General features: G+C 46.8%; 19 protein-coding genes and 3 pseudogenes. 6 read left to right on the top strand and 16 right to left on the bottom strand.

Translation table 11 applies throughout. From position 1 onward, the window contains the following. Window positions 1-167: 167 nt before the first annotated feature. Window positions 168-601: pseudogene (locus L693_RS32090) on the bottom strand (Lrp/AsnC family transcriptional regulator). 199 nt (window positions 602-800) lie between these two features. Between L693_RS32090 and L693_RS31235 the strand changes: the two are divergent. Together L693_RS31235 and L693_RS0109215 are read left to right on the top strand one after the other, a co-directional pair. After that, a pseudogene (locus tag L693_RS31235) lies at window positions 801-914 on the top strand (VOC family protein); the annotation flags it as partial. Between the two features lie 156 nt (window positions 915-1,070). Further along, entirely contained in the window at window positions 1,071-1,535 is a 465-nt protein-coding gene (locus L693_RS0109215; RefSeq protein ID WP_025717016.1) for a DUF3592 domain-containing protein, read from the top strand. A gap of 11 nt (window positions 1,536-1,546) precedes the next feature. On the opposite strand, the gene L693_RS0109210 is transcribed toward L693_RS0109215, so the two are convergent. Then, window positions 1,547-2,161 carry a LysE/ArgO family amino acid transporter gene (locus L693_RS0109210; RefSeq protein ID WP_025717015.1) on the bottom strand — a complete coding sequence of 205 codons (615 nt, stop codon included), beginning with the start codon at window positions 2,159-2,161 and terminating at the stop codon, window positions 1,547-1,549. Between the two features lie 74 nt (window positions 2,162-2,235). Then, window positions 2,236-2,988 carry a molybdenum cofactor guanylyltransferase gene (gene mobA / locus L693_RS0109205; protein ID WP_025717014.1) on the bottom strand — a complete coding sequence of 251 codons (753 nt, stop codon included), beginning with the start codon at window positions 2,986-2,988 and terminating at the stop codon, window positions 2,236-2,238. A 523-nt stretch (window positions 2,989-3,511) separates the two neighbouring features. On the opposite strand from mobA, the gene L693_RS0109200 reads away from it, so the two are divergent. Further along, window positions 3,512-4,735, top strand: coding sequence for an MFS transporter (locus L693_RS0109200; RefSeq protein WP_025717013.1), 1,224 nt, complete (start codon window positions 3,512-3,514; stop codon window positions 4,733-4,735). Window positions 4,736-4,881: 146 nt separating this feature from the next. Here the strand turns inward: L693_RS0109200 and L693_RS0109195 are convergent, their stop codons facing one another. Further along, on the bottom strand, window positions 4,882-6,561 hold the full coding sequence (locus tag L693_RS0109195) for a glutamine--tRNA ligase/YqeY domain fusion protein (protein WP_025717012.1): 1,680 nt from the start codon (window positions 6,559-6,561) through the stop codon (window positions 4,882-4,884). A gap of 207 nt (window positions 6,562-6,768) precedes the next feature. Between L693_RS0109195 and L693_RS0109190 the strand changes: the two genes are divergently transcribed. Both L693_RS0109190 and L693_RS0109185 read left to right on the top strand, forming a co-directional pair. Further along, complete coding sequence (locus L693_RS0109190; RefSeq protein ID WP_025717011.1) at window positions 6,769-7,497, top strand: hypothetical protein; 729 nt, start codon at window positions 6,769-6,771, stop codon at window positions 7,495-7,497. Between the two features lie 83 nt (window positions 7,498-7,580). Next, window positions 7,581-8,129: a GNAT family N-acetyltransferase gene (locus tag L693_RS0109185; protein WP_025717010.1), complete on the top strand. Its 549-nt coding sequence runs from the start codon at window positions 7,581-7,583 to the stop codon at window positions 8,127-8,129. Window positions 8,130-8,227: 98 nt separating this feature from the next. Here the strand turns inward: L693_RS0109185 and L693_RS0109180 are convergent, their stop codons facing one another. The 3 genes and pseudogenes from L693_RS0109180 to L693_RS0109170 form a co-directional block, all read right to left on the bottom strand. Then, a complete protein-coding gene (locus tag L693_RS0109180; protein WP_025717009.1) occupies window positions 8,228-8,722 on the bottom strand; it encodes a GNAT family N-acetyltransferase in 495 nt (164 codons plus the stop codon). Between the two features lie 103 nt (window positions 8,723-8,825). Further along, a pseudogene (locus L693_RS0109175) lies at window positions 8,826-10,071 on the bottom strand (MFS transporter). A 46-nt stretch (window positions 10,072-10,117) separates the two neighbouring features. Continuing rightward, window positions 10,118-12,250 (bottom strand): molybdopterin-containing oxidoreductase family protein, encoded by a 2,133-nt coding sequence (locus L693_RS0109170; protein WP_025717008.1) that lies wholly within the window; start codon window positions 12,248-12,250, stop codon window positions 10,118-10,120. On the opposite strand from L693_RS0109170, the gene L693_RS0109165 reads away from it, so the two are divergent. After that, window positions 12,242-12,595: a hypothetical protein gene (locus L693_RS0109165; RefSeq protein WP_155983792.1), complete on the top strand. Its 354-nt coding sequence runs from the start codon at window positions 12,242-12,244 to the stop codon at window positions 12,593-12,595. The genes L693_RS0109170 and L693_RS0109165 overlap by 9 nt on opposite strands. Window positions 12,596-12,605: 10 nt before the next feature. Here the strand turns inward: L693_RS0109165 and L693_RS0109160 are convergent, their stop codons facing one another. The 9 genes from L693_RS0109160 to L693_RS0109115 form a co-directional block, all read right to left on the bottom strand. Continuing rightward, a complete protein-coding gene (locus L693_RS0109160; protein ID WP_025717006.1) occupies window positions 12,606-13,451 on the bottom strand; it encodes a formate/nitrite transporter family protein in 846 nt (281 codons plus the stop codon). Between the two features lie 385 nt (window positions 13,452-13,836). Continuing rightward, window positions 13,837-15,198, bottom strand: coding sequence for an FAD-dependent oxidoreductase (locus L693_RS0109150; RefSeq protein WP_025717005.1), 1,362 nt, complete (start codon window positions 15,196-15,198; stop codon window positions 13,837-13,839). Window positions 15,199-15,585: 387 nt separating this feature from the next. Continuing rightward, window positions 15,586-16,062 (bottom strand): glutathione peroxidase, encoded by a 477-nt coding sequence (locus L693_RS0109145; RefSeq protein ID WP_025717004.1) that lies wholly within the window; start codon window positions 16,060-16,062, stop codon window positions 15,586-15,588. A 248-nt stretch (window positions 16,063-16,310) separates the two neighbouring features. After that, on the bottom strand, window positions 16,311-16,451 hold the full coding sequence (locus L693_RS31230; RefSeq protein WP_231503578.1) for a hypothetical protein: 141 nt from the start codon (window positions 16,449-16,451) through the stop codon (window positions 16,311-16,313). Window positions 16,452-16,463: 12 nt separating this feature from the next. Beyond that, complete coding sequence (locus L693_RS0109135) at window positions 16,464-17,357, bottom strand: ABC transporter ATP-binding protein (RefSeq protein ID WP_025717003.1); 894 nt, start codon at window positions 17,355-17,357, stop codon at window positions 16,464-16,466. Window positions 17,358-17,586: 229 nt separating this feature from the next. After that, complete coding sequence (locus tag L693_RS0109130; protein WP_025717002.1) at window positions 17,587-18,606, bottom strand: LLM class flavin-dependent oxidoreductase; 1,020 nt, start codon at window positions 18,604-18,606, stop codon at window positions 17,587-17,589. Between the two features lie 131 nt (window positions 18,607-18,737). Next, entirely contained in the window at window positions 18,738-19,901 is a 1,164-nt protein-coding gene (locus tag L693_RS0109125) for an AI-2E family transporter (protein WP_025717001.1), read from the bottom strand. Between the two features lie 150 nt (window positions 19,902-20,051). Then, window positions 20,052-21,068, bottom strand: a complete 1,017-nt coding sequence (locus L693_RS0109120) for an LCP family protein (protein ID WP_025717000.1) — start codon at window positions 21,066-21,068, stop codon at window positions 20,052-20,054. 132 nt (window positions 21,069-21,200) lie between these two features. Continuing rightward, on the bottom strand, window positions 21,201-22,145 hold the full coding sequence (locus tag L693_RS0109115; RefSeq protein ID WP_025716999.1) for a cation diffusion facilitator family transporter: 945 nt from the start codon (window positions 22,143-22,145) through the stop codon (window positions 21,201-21,203). Window positions 22,146-22,413: the final 268 nt, after the last annotated feature.

The following is a 22,413-nucleotide window of genomic DNA, read 5'->3' as shown; positions in this document are numbered from 1 at the left end:
CAGCCTTGCACGCCATGGCCGGCAAGATTGAGCTCCAGGATGTAAAGCATCTGGAGCAGGGCATTACGGTGACGCTATTGTAATCAGCGTCACTTTTTTTATTCCATTTAACTTGTTTAATGCAACGAATATACTTTGCCTCTAAAGACGCCATTTTCTAACTTATTTTACAACAAAACCCTGTTTTCGAGTATATTTTTCATACATATGTGTGACTTCGAAGGACCCAATTTGACCAGTGAATCTTGAAACGCTGCAATTTCCTCTATCGTCGCGGTTTGTATCTTGATGAGATAATTAAACTCCCCACTGATCCGAAATAAATCGGTAACCTCCTTCGCCTCTTCACAAAAATCGACCAACTCCTGGCAATGTTCTGTCTTTAATAAAATAAAGTGGTTGTCCCTCGAGTCAGTTCCCGTAAATTAAATACAGCACTATACCCCGAGATGACCTCTTTCTCTTCAAGCTTGACCATTCTTTCTTTAACGGACGGTTGAGACATGGAAATTTCCTTACTGATCTGGGAAATAGAAATCCGGGCATCATGCTGAAGTAACTGCATTATTTTGTGGTCTATATCATCTATATGATGCTGCATATCAAGCACCTCCTGATTTGATTTTAGAAAATTAATATTTTTCATCCCAATTATCTTTTATTTAATAACTAATATAGTAAAAAGATCTTATTTTAAGTATATATGCATCTAATAATTATTCATATAATAAGGTTTACTTAATATAAGGAGGATCTGAAATGAGTGTAAAGGGATTAGCTCATGTGGCCATCCGAGCCCTGTGGATGAAATATATCAAAAAGCCCTTGCCCACGGAGCAAGAACCTTTGTCGAACCCAATCAGCTTACACTTGGCGAACCTCCTCTAGTTGTAACAAATGCATTAGTCCACGCAGCTATTCAAAAGATCCACTTCCCGGGGAAGCGAATCTTTTTATACCCCATTATCTTCCACCTCAATTCTTATGGAGTTAAACTACTCCTAAATAAGTCCGATATATTGATTATCGCTTATTTAAAGGAGTAGATTATCATCTCAGTTGATTTTAATGTGTATTGGTTTCATTTTAGCTCCGAGCTCCTGATGCCGTTGTTCAGCCTGATCGGACTGCTGCTCATCTATTTGGGATTCAGAACGATCCGTCGCCATCGTTATCGTAAACGCCACTGGGTCCGTACTAAAGGGCAAATCGTTGATGCGCATATCGAAGTAGACATTGATGTCGTTCCCTTTGACCGTGATGACCCGGTAGATACCAGCTACACCCGTCGATTAAGGGTACGCTTCTATACAGCTTCAGGTGAAGCCATAGAATTCTGGAATCCTTTTAGCACCAATCTAAGCTTCAACCGGGTTGGCAGTAAGATCAATGTACTATACAATCCGGCCAACCCACGGGACGCACGAATTGCTGGCGGTGTAAATGGTGCAGGCTGTCTGGCCTTTATGTTGTTTTTGATCGGTGTCCCCTTTGTTTTGAGCGGGATATTCGCTTTATTAAAGTTGTTCTTCTAACAAGGTTTGGATCACAGACTGGTGATAAAATTGATAGCCATATAAATAGCCAGACCTAAAATAATCAGTGCCGATATTTTATTGAGCATTGTGCCGAACCTTGCTCCTGAACCCATACGTCCTACGAGACGCCCAGCCATTGCCAAACCGATAAACCATATCCACGATACTGACACGGCGGCCAGGCCGAAGGCCCAGTGTTCCCCGCCGTCATATTGGAGGGAGCTGGTTCCAATTACACCAACCGTGTCAAGTATGGCATGTGGGTTCAGCAGTGAGACCGAAGCGGCAAAAATCATCTGGCGTTTCGGCAGCATCGGCTGACTTTCTCCCGAGGAAGCTGCCTGTGATCTCCAAAGGGTCCAGGCCATATATAACAAAAACAAACAGCCTGCGGCATAGAGCACATTCGTGAGCCATAGAAACCGCTGCAAAACAAGGGATACGCCGCCAACTGCAAGCGTGATCAGGATGGTGTCACAGACACCCGCTGTAATGACGGCAGGCAGTGCATTGCGAAACCTCGACTGTGACGCCCCCTGATTAAACACAAATACATTTTGCACTCCCAAAGGCAAAATCAATCCCAGCGCCAATAAAACGGCATGGATAATAGCTCCCAGCATGTTATGTACTCCCCCAAAAATGATTGTATATTTTTCTCTTATCTTCTGATCTTTTATTCCTGTACTTGATGTCATTAGTGTTCTGTGTGTTCTGTGTGTTCCTGCGTGCCCGGTACGTTTTGCATATGCTCCAATTGCTTCACGATAAGCTGATAATCCTGTGGATAGTTCATGTTGAACACAGCTTGCTTCCACATGTCCAAGCTCGCACCCGGCCATTCGCCAGCTGACTCATAACGGACGTTCAGGGAATTCAGCCAGTCGATCAGACGTAGACGACCACTACGCAGACATTGCTCAGCAGACGGCAGCACACTTCGATGATATAAGCCTAGCAACGGATGTATACGTCCCTCCACAGTAGGGATCACCGCCTGTAATGCTGGTTCTGTTGGCTGGGGCAACAAGCAATCTCCGGCCAAAGATCCTTGCTCTCCTTGCACTTGTTGCTTCCTTTGTTCATTGGTTGTCTCCTTCGCCGCTGCCCCGTTCGTAGTGTGAGCCAGTAAAGCACGCAATATTTCTGGCTGCACAAAGGGCATATCACAAGCTACTACGATTCCCCATTCCGTTGTGGAAGCAGAAAGCCCTGCATGAATGCCGCTCAAAGGACCCAAGCCGGGGTATAAATCTGCCATCGTTTCCAGCCCAAGTCCACTATACTGTTGTATATCCCGAGTCACTACAATAACCCGTCCCGCAACTTTCCCTAGCACAGCAGCTATTCTCTCCAGTACCGTAACTCCTCCAAGCTGGAGCAGCGCTTTGTCCTGCTCCATTCTGCTGGATCGTCCACCTGCCACGATAATTCCAGTCACCTCAAGCATCACCATCGCACCTCCTTTTTCCTAGAAAAAATCTATCATTAAACAGCGATAGCTCTAATAATAGCATCTATTATAAAGCATAAAAAAGGCGATCCACACGGACCGCCAAAAAAGAGTACCTATTCGTCTTTATTCAGAAAAAAATAACCCTAAATTCCCCTGATTATGGATTATGTATCGGCTATTCTATGTATAAACTTTAGGTCTTAAGAACCTATTAATAAATAAAGATTTTGTAACCACCAAGGCATCTGCTTAAATCAACCATATATAGACTCAAATGCTGTAGTTCGTCTACATGTCGCCCCTAGGAGTAGTAAAAATAAAAACCAGCAAAATAAGCAATATTTATAAAGTTTGCTTAAGCCATTACCAAATAAGTATCCTCAAATAAATATTACATAATTGTTAATTTATTGGTTTGTTAACCCTTTCAACACATGATACATTGGAATAAAGAACCTCCCCACAGATCGACATCGATGCGCAGTTCTCTATCGGGCTAAGAAAGGAATGGCTTGTCTTGCAAAAGAGAGAAATTCAAGAGAGTTCTCTATATTCCCTAAAGCTATATAATTTTTTTCTATATGGAGCCATGGTCATTTTCTCCAGCTTCTTCCCATTGTATTTGCAAGATATCGGCATGGACAAGCTTGAGATCGGGAGCCTGATGGCCATCGGACCTTTTGTATCCGTATTCGCGAACCCTTTCTGGGGATATACAAGCGACCGGAGCCGCAATCTCCGTCGTATTCTGCTATTTATGATTATAGGTACATTGTTATTGCTGCAAGCTTTATTTCATGTCCATACGTATGTCATGATTTATGTGTCGATGATTGGCTTTTATTTTTTCCAAAGCCCTCTATTCGCCCAGAGCAACAGTCTTATTCTCAGCTACATTGAGGGCACGGATCGGAAATTCGGTTCGTTTCGCATATGGGGTTCCTTCGGCTGGGCAGTAACTGCGGCAGTTGCTGGCATACTCATTGACCAAACGGGAATATCCAGCATATCCACCATCTTCACGGTACTGCTTCTGGCTGCACTGATCTGCACCTTAACGATCCCACCACTGAAAAGCACGGTGGAGACGGCAGCCATTCATTTGCGTGGCTTTGGCAGCATTTTAATGAACGGTTACTTTATATCCTTTATTTTATTGGGTATCCTTGTATCCATCCCGAATTCAATCAACAGCGCCTTTATGTCCCTGTACATCACCGAGCTGGGCGGTTCCAAGCTGATGCTTGGCTTTGCCGTCTTTATGTCATCGGTATTCGAAATTATTGTCTTTTTGCTGTTTGATCGCTTTTTGAAGAAAAAAATGACCGTGATGATCGGCTGTCTGACTCTCGTCAGCTTGCTATTTGCCCTACGTTGGGAACTGATGGCCCTGGCCACAGACCCGATTCAGATCGTATTCATTCAGGCACTTCATTGCATTACCTTTGGTGGCTATTTTTATGTAGGTACTCAATTAACCGTCCTGTTCACTCCTACTGCTTACCGTTCCTCCGGGCAGGCTGTATATACTTTGACCTGGAGTGGCATTTCCGGCATCGTTGCAGGTTTCGCGGGGGGCTGGCTGTTCCAGAACTTCGGTGGCGAGATGATGTACAACGTAGGGGTCTTCTTTGCCCTGCTTGGCTCTGTGGGATTCGCCATCATGTGGTATATGCTGTACAAGAACGGCTACCAGCCTTGCCATGCAGGCGAACATAAACGAATAAAAGAGGCCCCATAACACCATAAAAATGCGGCATCCTATCGTCAAGGAAGCACTTATCAAAAAAGAGCAAGTAAACGTAAAATAAAGGAGTCTGCCCGCGGGCAGACTCCTTTATTTACTTGGTAGCACGAAGCTGCCTTTGATCCACTTTTTCCAAGCACCTATTGCTTAGGCAATTGGAAAGAGCTTTTCAGCGATACAACACGGTTAAATACAGGCTCGCCCGGCTTGGACAGCTTCGGATCGACACTGAAATAACCATGACGGAAAAATTGGAACTTGTCCTGTGCTTGAGCCTCTTTCATGTTCGGCTCCACATAGCCATGAGCAATTTCCAAAGAGTTCGGATTCAATTGATCAAGGAATGTTTTTTCCGATCCGTCCTCTTCAACCACTTCAGGTTCCTCTGCATTAATCAAAGGCTCATACAAACGGAATTCGGCCGGAACTGCCTGAGTAGCCTCTACCCAGTGGATCGTACCCTTCACTTTACGTCCGGTAAAGCCTGATCCACTCTTCGTTTCTACATCATAAGTACAGTGAATTTCCGTTACATTTCCGTCCGCATCCTTAATCACATCGTTGCATTTAATGAAGTAGGCATGTTTGAGACGTACTTCATTACCAGGGAACAAACGGAAGTATTTGCTTGGTGGATTTTCCATAAAATCCTCACGCTCAATGAAAATTTCACGAGAGAACGGAATTTGGCGTGTACCAAGCTCCGGATTTTCTGTGTTGTTTTCCGCCTCCAGCATTTCAACCTGTCCCTCAGGATAGTTGGTGATAACCACCTTTAACGGATCAATGACTGCCATGGTACGAGGTGCCTTGAGCTTCAAGTCCTCACGTGCAAAATGCTCCAGCACCTGCAAATCGATGACTCCATAGGCTTTGGAGATACCTGTCTCGTAAACGAAATTGCGGATGGCCTCCGGCGTATAGCCACGACGACGCAAGCCGGAAATCGTCGGCATACGTGGATCATCCCAGCCATCTACATGCTTCTCATCTACCAGAAGCTTCAGCTTGCGTTTGCTGGTTACCGTTTGAGCCAGATTCAGCCGTCCGAATTCATATTGATGAGGTACCTTTTCCATTTCACATTCAGCTACAACCCAGTCATACAGTGGACGTTGATCCTCAAATTCCAGCGAACAGAGCGAGTGGGTCACGCCCTCAATAGCATCCTCCAGCGGATGTGCATAGGAATACATCGGGTAGATGCACCATGTGTCACCTGTATTGTGGTGTGGTGTGTGCGAAATGCGGTAAATAACCGGATCACGCAAATTGATGTTCGGCGAAGCCATATCAATCTTGGCGCGCAGCACTTTTTCACCGTTCTGATATTTACCCGCACGCATCTCTTCAAACAGCTTGAGATTCTCTTCGATGCTGCGATCACGATAAGGGCTATTTTGTCCAGGCTCAGTCAGCGTGCCACGAGTTTCGCGGATTTGGTCCGCGCTTTGGTCATCCACATAGGCCTTCCCTTTTTGGATCAACAAAATGGCACGTTTGTACATTTCATCAAAATAATTGGAGGCAAAATGTTTTTCTTCCCATTCATAGCCGAGCCACTTCACGTCCTCTTGAATGGAGTTCACGTATTCCGTATCTTCCTTCGCCGGGTTGGTATCGTCAAAACGCAGGTTCGTGCGTCCTCCGAATTCATCTCCCAGTGAGAAATTGATCCAGATGGCTTTGGCATGTCCAATGTGCAAATATCCGTTTGGCTCAGGCGGAAAGCGTGTAACAACCTCCTTTACCTTACCCGTTCGTAGGTCTTCCTCAATGACACTTTTAATAAAATTGGGGGGAGTGATCGGCTTCTCCACGCTAATCAACCTTTCTTCCGTATAATCTGTGCAAAACCTGTTCCCTTAAATATACCCTTTCACAACACATAACTCAATAAAATGAAAATCCATAAGCTCTCTACAGCAAAAAAAGGTGCAAGTTATGAAAAAGAGTTAACATTTTCGGTAACTAAATTCGTTATAGTGTATATATCTTTTATTTTGCCCGGAAAAGGAGATCCACCTGTGCTCAAGCTGCTCATCGTAATCCTGCTGTCTATGCTGTTGTCCTCTTCCGTGATGACACCCGTCCATCCTTCATCAAGTCCGATGACCCGGCCTGTACAATCTCGTCCGCTGGCCGTCGCCCCAGAGGACCCATCCGTCAATTTATACGCTGTGAATCCATCACAGGGACTGTTCCGTTCAGCCGTGCTGGAAATCGGTCAGCAGCACCGCACATTTGGATGGTCAGGCTCGGCAGATATCTCCACCCCGCCAGAGTTATATTACAAAGATGTAAACGGGGATGGTGTCCGTGAAGCCGTCATAATCATTACACGTGCCTCGGGAACGGGTGTCGAATTGCAGGAACTGCACATCGTTGACGCACAGACGATGGAAGAGTACGCTGTCGAATCAGCGGCAGACGCCGTTTCCCGGCGTGTACAGAGTCTTGTAGAGCTGCGTGACCGCAGCCAGCAGGTGCATATCGCAGTCACGATTGACGGCGCCACTACACACACGATGAATGCAAAAGCATCAGCTTTTTACGATGATCCGTCCCAGTTTACAAAGCAGCTCGATTTCAGCTCTGTCGTGATGTACGATGCCGAACAGACCTCTGTAAGAGCCACCGTATCAGGCAGTGTATCGCCAAGCGAATTTGTAGGAGATTTGAAGCTAAAGTATGTATACGAGCATGGGCGGTTCCAGGTAGGACCTATAGAATTTGAAGCTTCCTCTCCGTTTTGACGACTCTCGCAGAATAAGGTAGCATGGGATTAAATGCTAGACTGGCTGTTTAGCGATTTTCCGAGTGAAAGAGGGGATCAATCATGTTTACATACGCATTGGACGAACGCACAGTCCTTCGGCCGCTCACCAAGGAGCATGTGCAGCCTCTGTTTGAGCTGATCGAAATGTCCCGTGACCGCTTGCGTCAATGGCTTCCATGGGTAGACTCTACCACGGAAATCAGCCATACAGAGCAGTTCGTACAGAGCGCCCTGAAACAAGCCGCAGAGAATGGCAGCCTGACCGCCGGAATCTGGATGGATAACGAGCTTGCTGGCATTATCAGCTACCACGAGATTAATTGGACTCACCGTTCAGTCAGTATTGGATACTGGCTTGGACACGGTTACGAAGGACAAGGCCTCATGACCAGCGCCTGCCGCGTATTCGTCGAATATGCGTTAATGGAGCTGGATTTGCATCGGGTCGAAATCCGTTGCGCAACTACGAACCGCCGCAGTCGCGGTATCCCGGAGCGTCTGGGCTTTGTGCTCGAAGGCATTATACGCGAAGCAGAGCTGCTGCCCGATGGCTATATGAACCACGCAGTGTACGGTATGCTCCAAAAGGAATGGAAGCAGCTTCGGTAACCATGCAACATCAAACAACGCCGCAGTCCATAGGGTCTGCGGCGCTGTTTATTATGAGCCGGACATTAATAAGAATGCTGCTGTCTGCGGCCTCCGGCCTATTTTAAGAAATAGGCCATTAGCACATCATCCACAAATTGGCCTGCGATGTAAAATTCCTCATGCAAACGTCCTTCGATCGTAAATCCGCATTTTTCATAAAACATAAGGGCTTCCGTGTTACAGGACAGTACCCGCAAGCTTAATTTGCGTATGCCCTCAGCGGCTGCAATGTCCTTCATGGAGTTCATAAGAGCCGTCCCGATACCTTTGCGATGATAATAGGGATGTACGGCTATATTGATTTCCAACACGTGACAATTACTGGCCAACAGCGTTGGAGGACGAAATCCGATATACCCGCAGAGCACTTCCTCCTCGATGGCAACCAGTTGGGAGCCTGGAGGCGAATTGCGTAGAAACTCCCCGCGCGACTTCCATGACAGCGAAGCAGGGGCCGTTCGTTCATTCCATACCAATTCATCCAGCGCAATCAGATCAGGAGCATCCTTCATCTTCGAATGACGTATCGTCAGGGTTTGACTTGTAAACAATTCCTTTCAATCCTTCCTGTGAAGGCTTTCCTGAAGCAATAACTGTAGCCATCCGCACTTATTGTACCATAATCACGGCTCATTACTGAACTTTTATTGGGACTTAAGAACTGGTAGCATCTGCCTTGCTAGTAGCTTCGAAAGTATCTAGATCATGCCAAAAACGGTTTAACCAGCTATGCAGAACAAAAAATAGAATCGACAGCACCGCTACCCCCAATGCCAGCCAAACCGCGGGCGGTAAACCGCCACCATCGTACAACTTCCCCATAATATAAGGCCCCATCACCCGTCCGGCTGCGCCAATGCCCCCCACAAGTCCAATGTAAAAGGGCGCTCCTCGCCCCCCGTGATCAGACAGAAATGCCGGAACCGCTGGTGCAATCAGCATTTCTCCCAGCGTAGCCAAAACCATAGCGAATACCATCCCCGTATAGTTCTGTGTACCCAGTATAACGATATAAGCTGCCAGGTAATCCTCCGGCCCACGTCATTTGGGCTGAAGCATGCCGGGCGTAGAGACGTTTGATCCAGAAAATTATCGGCTGTGCAGCAAAAATAAGAATACCATTCAACGTCCACAGGAGCCCGTACATCGTTTTAGGCAAGCCCTGCTCGATAATAAATGGAGATACTCCCGTATTCCAGATCGAATTGCCAAACCATAAAAAAAGCGACCCCAAGCCTACAAAAAGATACAGTCTGGTATCACGAAACAGCAACCGCGCTGGTATATCTTCTTTTTTCTTCACAGACTTGCTGAGATGCACTTCCCCTTCTTCCCGATCCACCCTGCTAAGATAGGACCAGAAAAATCCGGCAAATATTGCAGAGGCTACCCCGTTCATCACAAAGCTGAGCTGATAGGAAAGATCCGCCAGAACGCCGCTCAAGCCCGTTCCCAGTGCCACCCCGATATTATTGGCGACATAAATAATATTAAACAGCTCGCCACGGCGGTCAGCAAAGCGAAAGCCTACAAAGGCTTGAATCGCAGGCACAGATACCACATTAAAAAAGCCGATAAAGCCCATCATGATGACAAACGCAATCCAATGGCCGCTGGTAAAAGGGAGCGCGAGAAGTCCCAGCGCGTTCATAGCCAGTGAACCGACAATCAGCTTTTTGGCTCCAATACGATGATAAAGGGCTCCTCCTAGTACCTGACCAAAAATCCCGCCCAGAGATTGCACTAAAATTGCAATCCCCGCATCTCCCATACTGCGGTTCAGCTCGTCAAACACATACATACTGACCAGCGGCCACATCAGGGAGCTTCCGGCGGAATTAATCAGGCTGGCGAAGAGAAACACTTTAACTTCTTTTGGATAAGACTCCAACCATTTTATATTTTTTGTTTCTCCTTTAGTATGCGACGCCATAAAAGGCATAAGCTCATTGGCGCTTCACATTCACCACCGTTGAAAAGAAAGTGGCCCCCTGCCCCATATCCGACAGCCGATCAGAGGTTAACGCATTGGCACGCTGTCTGCGCCCCTTGTCTTCCCACCATAGCCCTTGGCTAATCACGGTACCGGGCAGCATCAGGTCCGTAACTTTGGCTTTCAGCTCATACGTTCCCCGATCATTCCATACGGTAACCAGATCCCCATCCACGATGTCTCTTGTCTGAGCATCCTCCGGGTGAATTTGTAGCAAAGGCTCCCGCTCCAATCGCTGATGCTTGGGCAAGTTGGCGAAGGTGGAATTCAGAAAATTATGGTTTGGCGGCGAAATAAACATCAGTGGAAACCGCTCGCCCGCTTGTGGTCGCTGCTCTCCATCATACCCTTCGATCAGCGGCACATACGTAGGCATCGCAGGCAGACCCATTTGCTTCATCCGTTCCGAATACAGCTCAATTTTGCCCGAAGGCGTGGTTAGCTGATCCAAATAGGTAGCTTTGGGCGTCATGTCCAGCTTTACAAAGGGTGATGCTTGCAAGGCTTCTAAAGTTACACCCTTAAGATAAGGATTCGTTGGGTTATCCAGCGCGCTCGCGATCATGTCCTCTTCACTTTCCGTAAATGCAGCTTCATCAAAGCCCATGGCTCGTCCGAGCAGGCTAAACAGCTCATAGTTGCTTTTGCTTTCTCCGAGCGGAGCAATGACTGGCTTCTGCATCTGGATATAGTGATGCCAGTAGGATTTGTACAGGTCTGTACCTTCAAAAGAAGACGATGCAGGCAGCACGATATCGGCATAGCGGGCCGTATCGGTCAGAAACAGGTCATGCACGACCGTGAATAGATCCTCCCGTTCAAACCCCTGCGTCACCCGTTTCGCATCCGGTGCTACGACCACCGGATTGCTGCAATATACGAACAGCGCCTTGATGGGCTCATCCTTTTGCAGCAATGCTTCTCCGATCCGGTTCATGTTGATCACCCGGGCATCCGGGTTCCGGCGCAGATCAGGACGCGCAAGATTGGTGCCGTTCAATTTGGCATAAGCGCCATTGGAGCGTGAAGCGCCCCCTCCATGCTTGAGCCATTGTCCAGTGAGCGCGGGCAAGCATGTTACCGCACGTACATTCATGCCGCCATTATCATGATGCTGTACGCCGTTGCCGATATTGATATACGCCGCTCGCGCCTGTCCGTACATCTCCGCTAGGCGGATAATATCCGCTGCGGGTACACCCGTGATACGCGCTACCCGCTCTGGGGTGTACGCCTTAACATGCTCGCGCAGCTCCTCATGACCTACCGTGTAGCGGTGCAAAAATTCGTCGTCCGTTAGCCCTTGCTCGAACAGCACGTTCATCATTCCCAGCGCGAGCGCCGTATCCGTCCCTGGATATAAAGGAATGAACCAATCCGCCCATTGCGCCGTCCGGTTACGATGAACATCAATAACAACCACCTTGGCACCTTTTTTACGTGCCTTCTCGGCCAATACGACCTGATGCATGTTCGTGCTGATGACATTTCCACCCCATACAATAATGAGGTCTGCATCCTCTGTGTCCTCCGGGCTGGTTCCCCCTTTAAAACCCATGACAGATGCCCAGCCTTCATTCCCAGCTACGCTGCAAATCGTCTGGTCTAGCTGGCTAGAGCCCAGCGCATTAAAAAAACGGCGATCCATCCCATCCACACTCAATACGCCCATATTGCCATAAAAGCTGTAGGGGAGAATTGATTCCGGGCCGTCCGTACGAATCAACTCCTTGAACCGGCCTGTAATGGTATCGACTGCCTCCTCCCAGCTAATTCGTTCAAACTTTCCTTCTCCCTTGGGGCCTACACGCTTCAGCGGATAGAGCACCCGATCAGGGTCATATACCCGCTCCGTCATATTACGAACTTTATTACAAATGGCCCCTTTTGTAATGGGATGATCCGGGTTGCCAGTCACCTTGACAATTTTTCCATTTTCCTTGTGAAGCAGGAGCCCACACGTATCTGGGCAATCTAGCGGGCACACAGCCGGAAAAATACCATTGGCACGCTCCGTCATCTGCTGCCCCCTTTGCAAGTCTGGTTGAAGCGTAGCCTCAGGAGGCGCGCTGTTGCGATGATCCATGTGTTGATGCTCCTTTCCATTACTGTTTCCAAAAATCACACTGCTCTTATCATATCTACAGCTATGACCTATGGCAAGAGAAGGTTTTGTCATGCAGCTTCTGATCAAAAAGCCAAAAAATCCGCCTGCTGCATAGAGCAAAACGGATTTTTGCAAAATCACAATTATTTTTTTAGAGCCCTGTTTCATCTTTACTTGGCAGGGGTAAAAAAGATCAAGGCATTAGGGACGAGAGCACACTCATCCTCCATGCCAAATCATGGACCACTCCCAAAAAAATCCGCCATGATAGGTTTCGTTCCCCCGGACCTGTCATGGCGGATTTACTTGGTTCGATTCTGTTAAGAGTAACGAATCAAATGCGATCACTCAGCTGATTTGGAGCAATCGGAGCAGCAGCTTGAGTTCCGCTTATTGGATGTGCATCGGCATGCGGCTTTTTCAAATAGGCTAACCAATAAGCCCCAGCCACAAACAGACTTCCTCCAACCAAATTTCCCAACCAAACCGGAATAAAGTTCATGATATAATCTGCCCATGAAAAATGGCCTGCAAAGATAGCTGCCGGAATGAGGAACATATTGGCCACAACGTGCTGGAAGCCAATAGCAACAAAGGACATTGTAGGGAACCAAATCCCCATAATTTTTCCACCTGTTGAATCCGTGCTATATGCCAGCCATACAGCCAGTGCTACTAGCCAGTTACATCCAATACCAGATATAAACGATTGCAAAAAGCTTTCATGCAGTTTATGACCTGCCATATCCACCACTTTCTCCAAATAAGGACCTGCCTCTGTCAGACCCAGCACATGACCGAAAAAAAATGCAACAAATAACGCACCTGCAAAATTACTGAGCGTAATAATCACCAGATTACGAAGCATGGCCCCAGTCTTAATCCGTCCTGCCCATCTCGCCAAAGGGACAGCCATCATATTACCAGTCAGCAATTCTCCGCCAGCGATCAATACTAATATCAGCCCTACAGGGAACACGGAAGCCCCTATAAAGGTAGCAATACTCCCCCATTCCTTAGGCGCGCTTGCAATAACCCGTATATCCAGCAAGAACCCGAGTGCAATAAATGCACCTGCCAAAAATCCCAATACCACCGACACAGTCCACGGGTTGTTCGCTTTGGCCACTCCTGTTTCCACCGTCTTTTCGGCGATTTGCCCCGGTTTATAGCTTGCCATATGTCCCCGCTCCTTTAACATCTTTTTATTCAAATATTCTTCTCTCATATTTTATTTAAAATCAGTGATTTTGTTTGTGAAAAAAATCACTTTCTTAGTTATAAAAAAACAGCCCTTGGAAAAAGGACTGTCTTTCTGTATTATTGCATCTACTGCGCTACTACGCGCTTTACATTTAATTGTATTCTTCCTTTTCAACTGCTCTCAAGAACCAAATAACTCCGCCGAGGCCGATTACCGCCACAGCTACAAGAAAAAGGATATAAAACAAACCCATTATCTACTTACCCCCTAATCCTTATGCTCTCTATATTGTACTATAAGGATTCGTTCATACGTCTTAGATTGTTGACAAACTTATGAACAATGTCACAGACAAATCAAATTATACGGTAACTGGTTTTCGTTCAGCCAACGAAGGCAATGCTTGCAGCCCTGCTGCATTCAAGAAATTCCAAGGCTTGTTATAATGCGGCTGGAAGAAGAAATCGACAAAGGCCAGCTGGTCAATGGTCATATGATTTTGAATGGCCACAGATAGCGTATTAATAGATTGAGTCAAATCCACCTTCGACATAATTTGAGCGCCAACAATTCTCCGTGTCTCCTGCTCATATACCACTTTCAGCAGCACCTTTTCAGAGGTTGGCATAAATTCAGGCCGATAGCTGTCCTCAATGGTTACGGCCTCAATATTCATTCCTTCGTCTGCTGCCGCCGCTTCCGTCAGACCTGTTCCTGCAATATTGTCTTCATAAATTTTGATACCCGAAGTTCCTTGTGTTCCCATGTAGGCAATGGTCGGTTGTACCAGATTGCGTGCCACCAGCGTACCCATACGAACCGCGTTCGTTGCCAGTGGGATATAAGCCGTTTTGCCTGTGGGGTTGTAGCGAATTGCACAGCTATCACCTGCTGCAAACACGTCCGGGCAGCTACTTTGCATATAATTGTCTACAATGATCGCACCGTTAGGCATCATATCTACCTGACCTTTGAGCAAATCTGTTTGAGGACGGAATCCGATGCAAAGAATAACAAGCTCTGTTTCATATTCTCCTTGAGAGGTCACGACTTTACTCACCTTGCCATTCGTCCCCTCAAACCGACTCACGGTTTCGCCCAGTACCAGCTTGATGCCGTGTTCTTTCAGAGAATTTTCAATCCGGTCTGTATACTCGTGGTCCAAATATTTATTCAATATACGATCAGCGCTGTCGATCAGCGTTACGTTTTTACCGTTCATTTGGAAAGCTTCCACCAGCTCAACACCGATGTAGCCGGCTCCGACAACTGTGATGTTCTGTACATGCTTGGCTTTCTCAATAATTTCATTCGAATGATTATAGTTTTTACAGAGCAAAATATGATCAAGCTCAATGCCTTCCAGCTTCGGAATAATAGGCCAAGAGCCTGTCGTTACAATCAATTTATCAAATGTGTCCGTAAATTCTTCACCTGTTTGGAGATTACGTGCACGCAGCGTTTTGCCTGCTGTATCTACATTCGTTACCTCATGAAGCATCTTGGTCACTACACCCATGTCAGCCAGCTGATCCGGGGATGAATAAAACAATCCGTGCGGGTCCTTGACGACACCACCTACGTACAGTGCAATACCACAAGATAAAAATGAAATATTATCATTACGCTCGTAAACGGTAATTTCAGCTTCTGGATAACATTTAGCTGTGTTGACGATAGCTGCCGTGCCTGCGTGTGTACATCCGATAACTGCTACTTTCATGTTAAATTCCTCCTTGGTGTGTGGGCAACATTATATAATAATTGTGAATTGTTTCACGTAACCAAATTGTTTCTTGTGATTTTTTTCACTTCATGCACTCATTATAGTGTGATATTTTTCACATTACAATAGCTTTTTATGATATTCACAATTTGTCCACAATTAAAAAAATCAAGGATGCACATAGCCTGTCATTTGATGAGGCAACTTAATGCTTTATATAGTTTTCCCTGTATGACCCTGATTATGCCTTTAAATCAACTTTCAAAAGAAGCAGCGACCATCCAGTAAATGTGATATATAGACAGCAAAAAAGGGCCGTTTTCCCGAAGAAGTACCGGAAAACGAACCCTTTTAAACATATACTTTGAAGCTACAGCAAGGCTATTATAGCAATTGCTCAATGACCGTTTTCATGGCCTCCGGTGATTCCTTAGGCTCAAAACGGGCCACAGGCACGCCATCACGGTTCACAATGAACTTCGTGAAATTCCATTGAATCGTACCCTTTTCCTGCTCTCCAGGCTGCTGCTGCTTCAAATAATCAAATAGAGGCGCTGTATCTGGACCGTTGACATCCACTTTGGCGAATACTGGGAATGAAACTCCGTAATTCAATTGGCAAAATTCAGCCGCTTCCTCGCTGCTGCCCGGCTCCTGACCGCCAAATTGGTTACAAGGGAAGCCTAATACAACCAAGCCCCGATCTTTATATTCGTCATAAAGCTTTTGCAACTCCCCATATTGCGGAGTAAGTCCACATTTGCTGGCGGTATTCGCAATAACCAACACCTTGCCGGTATAGGTGTTCAGAGGAATCTCCTGATTCGCAGGTGTTACGGCATGATGTGAATAGACAGACATACAGCATCCTCCTTCGTATTGTGTGGTTTAGGTTTCGTAACCTATTTTAACCAAAACGAACCGGACATGCCAACATTGCATAGGGCTCCGTGATGCCAGCACTGCGCGTCTGCGCTCTTCACGCTCCGAAGCCAAAGTCACGAGCCGCTTCTTGCGCTTGTTCGGCTGAATGTTCCTCTTCGTCCTGTCGCATATTATCCAGCTCTGTTGGGTCGATGACCAGCAGGCTAATAGAAGGGGATTTTCCTTTATAACAAATATGGAATCTGAGATGGGACATGGGCAAACACAAGACCACGCAACTGGTTCACTAAATACACTGCATCCTCCGGCGTGTCTGTTACTATTTTCGCCAATTGCTCCAGCTGATCGTAATCCAGTGGTCTCATCTTGTGTCCCCTTTAGCCTCTTGCTGCAACTTGTGGTCTAGCTTCACGTCGCTCTCCTATAGAACCCACCGACTGCTTTTCTTCCAAATTCATTTCCTTCACAGCTTGACTTACCGCGGGCTGTCCGGCCAGAGCATACGGAAGACAGAGCGGCACGCCCGTACGAGGGTCCGTTACGATATCCGCTTCAATACCAAATACCTCACGCAGTACATCCGGGGTCATAACCTCGGTTGGAGCTCCTACCGCCTCAGCCTTCCCCTTTTTGATCGCAATCATATGCTGGGCATACCGGGCTGCATGGTTTAAATCATGAACGACCATAACAATGGTGCGTTCTGCTGAAGTATTCAAATATTCGAGCAAATGCAATACTTCCAGTTGATGCGCCATATCTAAAAATGTAGTCGGCTCATCGAGAAACAAAATATCCGTATCCTGCGCGAGCGCCATAGCAATCCATGCACGCTGGCGCTGACCGCCAGAAAGCTGATCAATCGGGCGATCGTGGAACTCGCTCATTCCCGTTACCTGGATCGCCCACTCTACCATTTTACGGTCATCTGCTTTCATGGAGCCAAAACCTTTTTGATAGGGAAAACGTCCGTATGATACCAGTTCCGTCACGGTCAAGCCTTCCGGTGCAGTCGGATTTTGCGGCAAAATAGCCAACTGCTTGGCTACCTCCCGGGTCGATTGCTTATGAATGGATTTACCGTCAAGCAAAACACTACCGCCTTTAGGATTCATGATGCGGGCCATCGTTTTCAGAATGGTGGACTTGCCGGAGCCATTCGCGCCCACCAATGCGGTGATTTTCCCTTGCGGTATTTCAACGTTCAGATCTTCTACAATCAACCGATCTTCATAAGCAATATCCAGATTTGCCGTTTTCAGACGAAACATTTGGAATCATCCCTTTCCCTTATCCTTATATAGTCACGGGCTTAACGCACGATATTCATCAAAACTTCATTCTATCTTTATATAATAAAGATATTGATAATCATTATCAAGTGTTAACTGGTATATTTCCCTGAATATACGATTCATATCGTCAAAAATGTCCTCAAAAGTTCATGCAAAAAGATCACAGCTCCACAAAGCTGTGATCTCTAAAATCCAGCCAATCGCATCAAGACTGTACAGAAGACAGCCCAAATGCTTCAGCCATAAGACGTATTGATTTCATTTTGGCGTCAAAGTCGTGAATGATACTCGCAACCATGATCTCTTGTGCATTATAGTCCTTGCACAATTGCTCAATCTGGCGCTTTACCTGTTCGGGTGAACCAACCACCATACGCTTGCGATTTTCACGAATACGCATCCGGTCATATGGCGTGTACGGATACGCCAAAGCCTTTTCTACGGAAAGTGTTCCAGCGGAGCGCATTCCCTGCTCCAGCAGCACCAGGGACAAGTCCATGCTGGAAGCCAAGCGGTTCGCCTCTTCTTCGGTATCCGCACAAATCGCAAATATGGCCACAAGTGAACGCGGCTGGTCACTATGCTGGGAAGGCTGGAAGCTTTTTTGATAGCCTTTCATGGCTCCAGTGCCGCCTTCCCCGTTAATGAACTGGGCAAACGCAAAGCCCACGCCACGCTCGGCGGCCAAACCTGCACTATCACCGCTGGAGCCAAGCAGCCACATTTCCGGCACTGTCTCTACGAGCGGCATCGCCTGTAGTGAACCGAAGCGATGCTGGTTGCCTGTGCTGTCATGTAAATAGGCTAGCAGATCATCCAGCTGCTCAGGATACAAATCAATACCGCCCCGCATTTTACCTTCCTGCAAGGCTCTCGTAGCAGTCGGCATGCCTCCCGGCGCTCGTCCCAGACCCAAATCAATTCGCCCCGGATACAAGCCCTCCAGTACACGGAAGTTCTCCGCTACTTTATAAGCGCTGTAATGCGGCAGCATCACACCGCCCGAGCCCACTCGAATCGTCCGGGTTCGAGCGGCCAGATGCGAAATCAATACCTCCGGGCTAGAGCCTGCAAGATTAGAAGCAGAATGATGCTCTGATACCCAAAAGCGATGATAACCCAAGCGTTCCGCCTCTATAGCAAGCTCAGCGGTCTTTTGCAATGCTTGCGCATGCGTCATGCCTTCCGATACCGGAGATTGGTCAAGAATGCTGAGTTTTATCATAAAAGTCTGACCTTTCTGTTTTGGAATAAGGTTAGGCATTAATTATAGCACGTGAAGCCACAGTTACCCAAAAGGGGACAAATCTGATTTTTTATTGGAAAATTGATTTTATCACTTTAAAGTAGAAATGTTTATTTTTCGTTGAGACTCGCCTTCGCTTGATCCGCTTCATAAAGATGTGAGCGCTTTTTAAAGAAACTAAACAGATGTGTAACGATGACTTTCAAGACCGCATAGCCTGGAACCGCCAGAATAATTCCTACTACGCCAAACAAATTGCCTGCTGTCAAAATAACAAAGATAATTGTGATCGGATGTACTCGTAGGGATTTACCCATAATTTGTGGAGAAATGAATTTGCCTTCAATAAGCTGAACAATCGTCCATACGATAACCATCTTGAGCAGCATAACCGGAGAGGTCACCAAAGCTACAATTAATGCAGGCGTAATGGCAATTACAGGCCCTAAGTAGGGGACAACGCTCGTAAAGGATGCAATGACTGCAAGCGTCAAAGAGTAGTCCAGCCCAATGATCAGATAACCAATATACAGCAGGAACCCAATACAGAAGCTGACAATAATCTGCCCACGAATATACGAGCTGACCTGATGGTTCATTTCGGTCATAATGCGATCCGTCTCTTTGCGAAACATAGGCGGGAACATCTTCAGGACCGAGTGTGGCAGCTTGTGTCCATCCTTCAGCAGGTAGAACAGAATAAAGGGAACCGTAGCGATCGCAAGCACTGTTTCTGTGATTACACCCAAAAAGCTTCCCACACCTGCCCACGCATTATTAATGAAGGCGGATAATTTTTCAGAAGCCTTGGAGGCCAGCTCTGACGGATTGATTTGAATGGTATTCTGGAACTGGTTTACAAAGTCACTGCCAATTAATTTCTCAAACTGTTGTTGTACTTGCTCGCTATATGCGGGCACATTTTGGACAAGTCCCTGTATCTGATCGCGGATCACAGGTACTACCGATGTAATCACAACAGCAATAATCCCTATGATGAGCAAATACAGCACAATAATGGAGTAGATTCGCTTGACCTTATTGCGCTCCAGTACATCAATCAGTGGATTGAACAGATAGTACAGCACGCCGGACAAAATGACAGGGAGAATGATCGTTTTCAGCAGTACGATGACGGGGGTAAAAATGTAAGAAATTTTGGTAAGCACCAAGATATTCAAGCCGATGAGCAGCAATACCAGCAGGAATAACACAAACTTGTTGTTCAAAAAAAACTTTTTGAATCGGTCTTTCCATGCCGGAGTCGTTTCCATATGACATCCCCCTTCTCTTAAGCAAATAAGTGTTCTATTCTTAATAGTTAAGATATATCTTTGCAACAAAATACACAAGTTTATACCTGGATAAACACAAAAGCAAACAAAGTTGTACGACAGCGTACGAACCTTGCTTGCTTTGGATGGTTATGGAGTATCATTTCTTGTGGTAGCAGAATCTGCTGTCGTCGTGGTCGCAGACTTGTTTTCCTGCTCAAAAAGATTTTGTATGAATCGCTTGAGCTTCCTTTCGTCCACTCCAAGCACCTGTGCCCCCTTGATTGTTTCCCCACGCACCAGCTCATTGGGTGGGATTTGCTGTTTGGATATCGTTTTTGCATCAATATTAAAGCCCAATGAGGCCAGTTGCAGCATTTCCGTAGTACTCAGATTCGTTTCAATATAAGGAGAAATGCTATTTAAAATGCTCGGCAGCTTAATCAGGGACGAGGTTGACTGGATTTTGCCACCCAGCTCGGTTATGAATTTACGCTGCCGTTCGGTCCGCGTAAAGTCCGAGGTTGCATCATGACGGAAGCGAACATATTGCAGGGCTGTTTTGCCGTCCATGTGCTGCATTCTCTTTTTCAGATCAATATCAAACTGGTGTTTGTCTGCTTTGGACGTATAATGCATGTCCTTTTCAACCTCCAGATCAATACCACCCACAGAATCGACCAGTGCAATAAAGCCATTAAAATCAGTGTATACATAGTATTGAATCGGTATGCCCAGCAGGTTGCTTACGGTCTGTCTGGTCAAATCCGGACCACCGTAAGAAAAGGCAGCATTCAACCGACTTTTTCCATGGCCCGGGATATCGACGTACGTATCACGCAAAATCGACATCAGCGTGGCCTTCTTCGTAACCGGATCAACAGACGCGACCATCACGGAATCAGAGCGCCCTGAATCCTCCCCACGTGAATCCCCACCCAGCAGCAATATATTTACTCTCTCTGTTCCATCCCACTCCGGTGGGAGTGACACATCTACAGGTTGTACATTGGCTTGGCTTTCCGTCTGCGGTTTGAATTTTGAATCCTGTCCGGAAGCGACCGAAATCTGATTCGTAAAATGATATATAGAGTAAGCATAATAACCACCCACTATAAGAACTACCGCAGCCACAGAAATGCCCAGCCATTTTAAAAATTTTCGCATCTGATCAGGTAACCTCGCTTTTATTCATCATCGTTCGACTTTTAAAAGCATACCCTTCCTGCAAGTTAGCTGTCAATTGAGGCCATCTGCGCCAAGCATAGCGTAAGGTCTAATGGTTGTTGCCCATGTCTGTTAAGACTTATTTCCAGAGTCCTTCTGCGTCAAGTTCTCAGCTTTAAGGTCGTCCGGGTACCATGGATTCAAATGAACAAGCACCTCATACACTCTCGGTTCCTGCTTCATGACAGCCCCCTTGATCAGCCGGATAATATCGTGTCCCTGCTGTATCGTCAAAGTCGCATCCACTGAAGCACGGATATCCACAATAATATAATGGCCGTGCTCACGGGCACGGATACGGTCAATACGCTGAACCTCGTCCACACGGAGTGCGGCTGCGGCGTAGCTTTCGATTTCCTCGGGTGCAATAGCCTTCTCCATAAGTATGTCTATGGACTCACGGCCCATTTCCCACGCCAATTTCAGAACCAGCAACGCCACGACAAACCCCGCAATCGGATCACCGTAGGATAAAATCGGGATATTCCAGTGCTCACCAATCAATCCGAGGCCGATCCCCAGTACAGCAGCTCCGGAGGCGTACACATCAGCCAAATGATCCTTTGCCGTTGCAATGAGACCCTGACTATTAGCCGCTCTCCCGATGCGAATCGTGTACATATACAACCACTGCTTCCAGAGCAGGGAGATGACCGCTGCCACCAATGCCAGTACATGCTCCTGCGGCATCGGCTCGAACAGGGCCGCAATGGAATGATAGCCAATGAATATCCCGGCCCCGAACAAAATGACTGCTACCACACTCGCACCAATCACTTCTGCCTTGCCGTGACCATAAGGATGATCCTCATCTGGTGGCTGACTGGATATGCGCATCGCTCCCAACGCCGTTGCAGAGGCAATCACATCCCCGGCGTTATGCACACCATCAGCCACCAGCACCTTACTGTTGAACATGAGTCCTGCAATGATTTTAATGCCGGTTAATAGGATGTTGCTAATCAGGCTGATCCATGCCGAGACCATGGCGCGCTTGCCCATATCCTGTTCCTGCATAATGTATAATCCCCTCCATTATTTTCTTTAACAGTACTCTACAAGCTAATCTGTTATCTTCAAAGCAACTGCAACTCCGCTGCTTACCTCATCTTATGATACGGCCCCTTCAGGCGGCAAAAATGAAGATTATAATAGCCCCGGAAGATAAGCCTCTCCGGGGCTATTATGATAACCATAGCTGAGCATTCTATGAGAATGCTCCAGTTTTATCTATCTGGACCGTCCACGACGGCCTCCCTGTCCTTGACCACCACGCGGGCCGCCT

This window comes from Paenibacillus sp. 1-18 (genome assembly GCF_000520755.1).
GTDB classification, from domain to species: Bacteria; Bacillota; Bacilli; order Paenibacillales; family Paenibacillaceae; genus Paenibacillus; species Paenibacillus brasilensis.
Note: the sequence above shows the minus strand (reverse complement) of the source record. Positions and strands in the feature narration are given on the sequence as shown.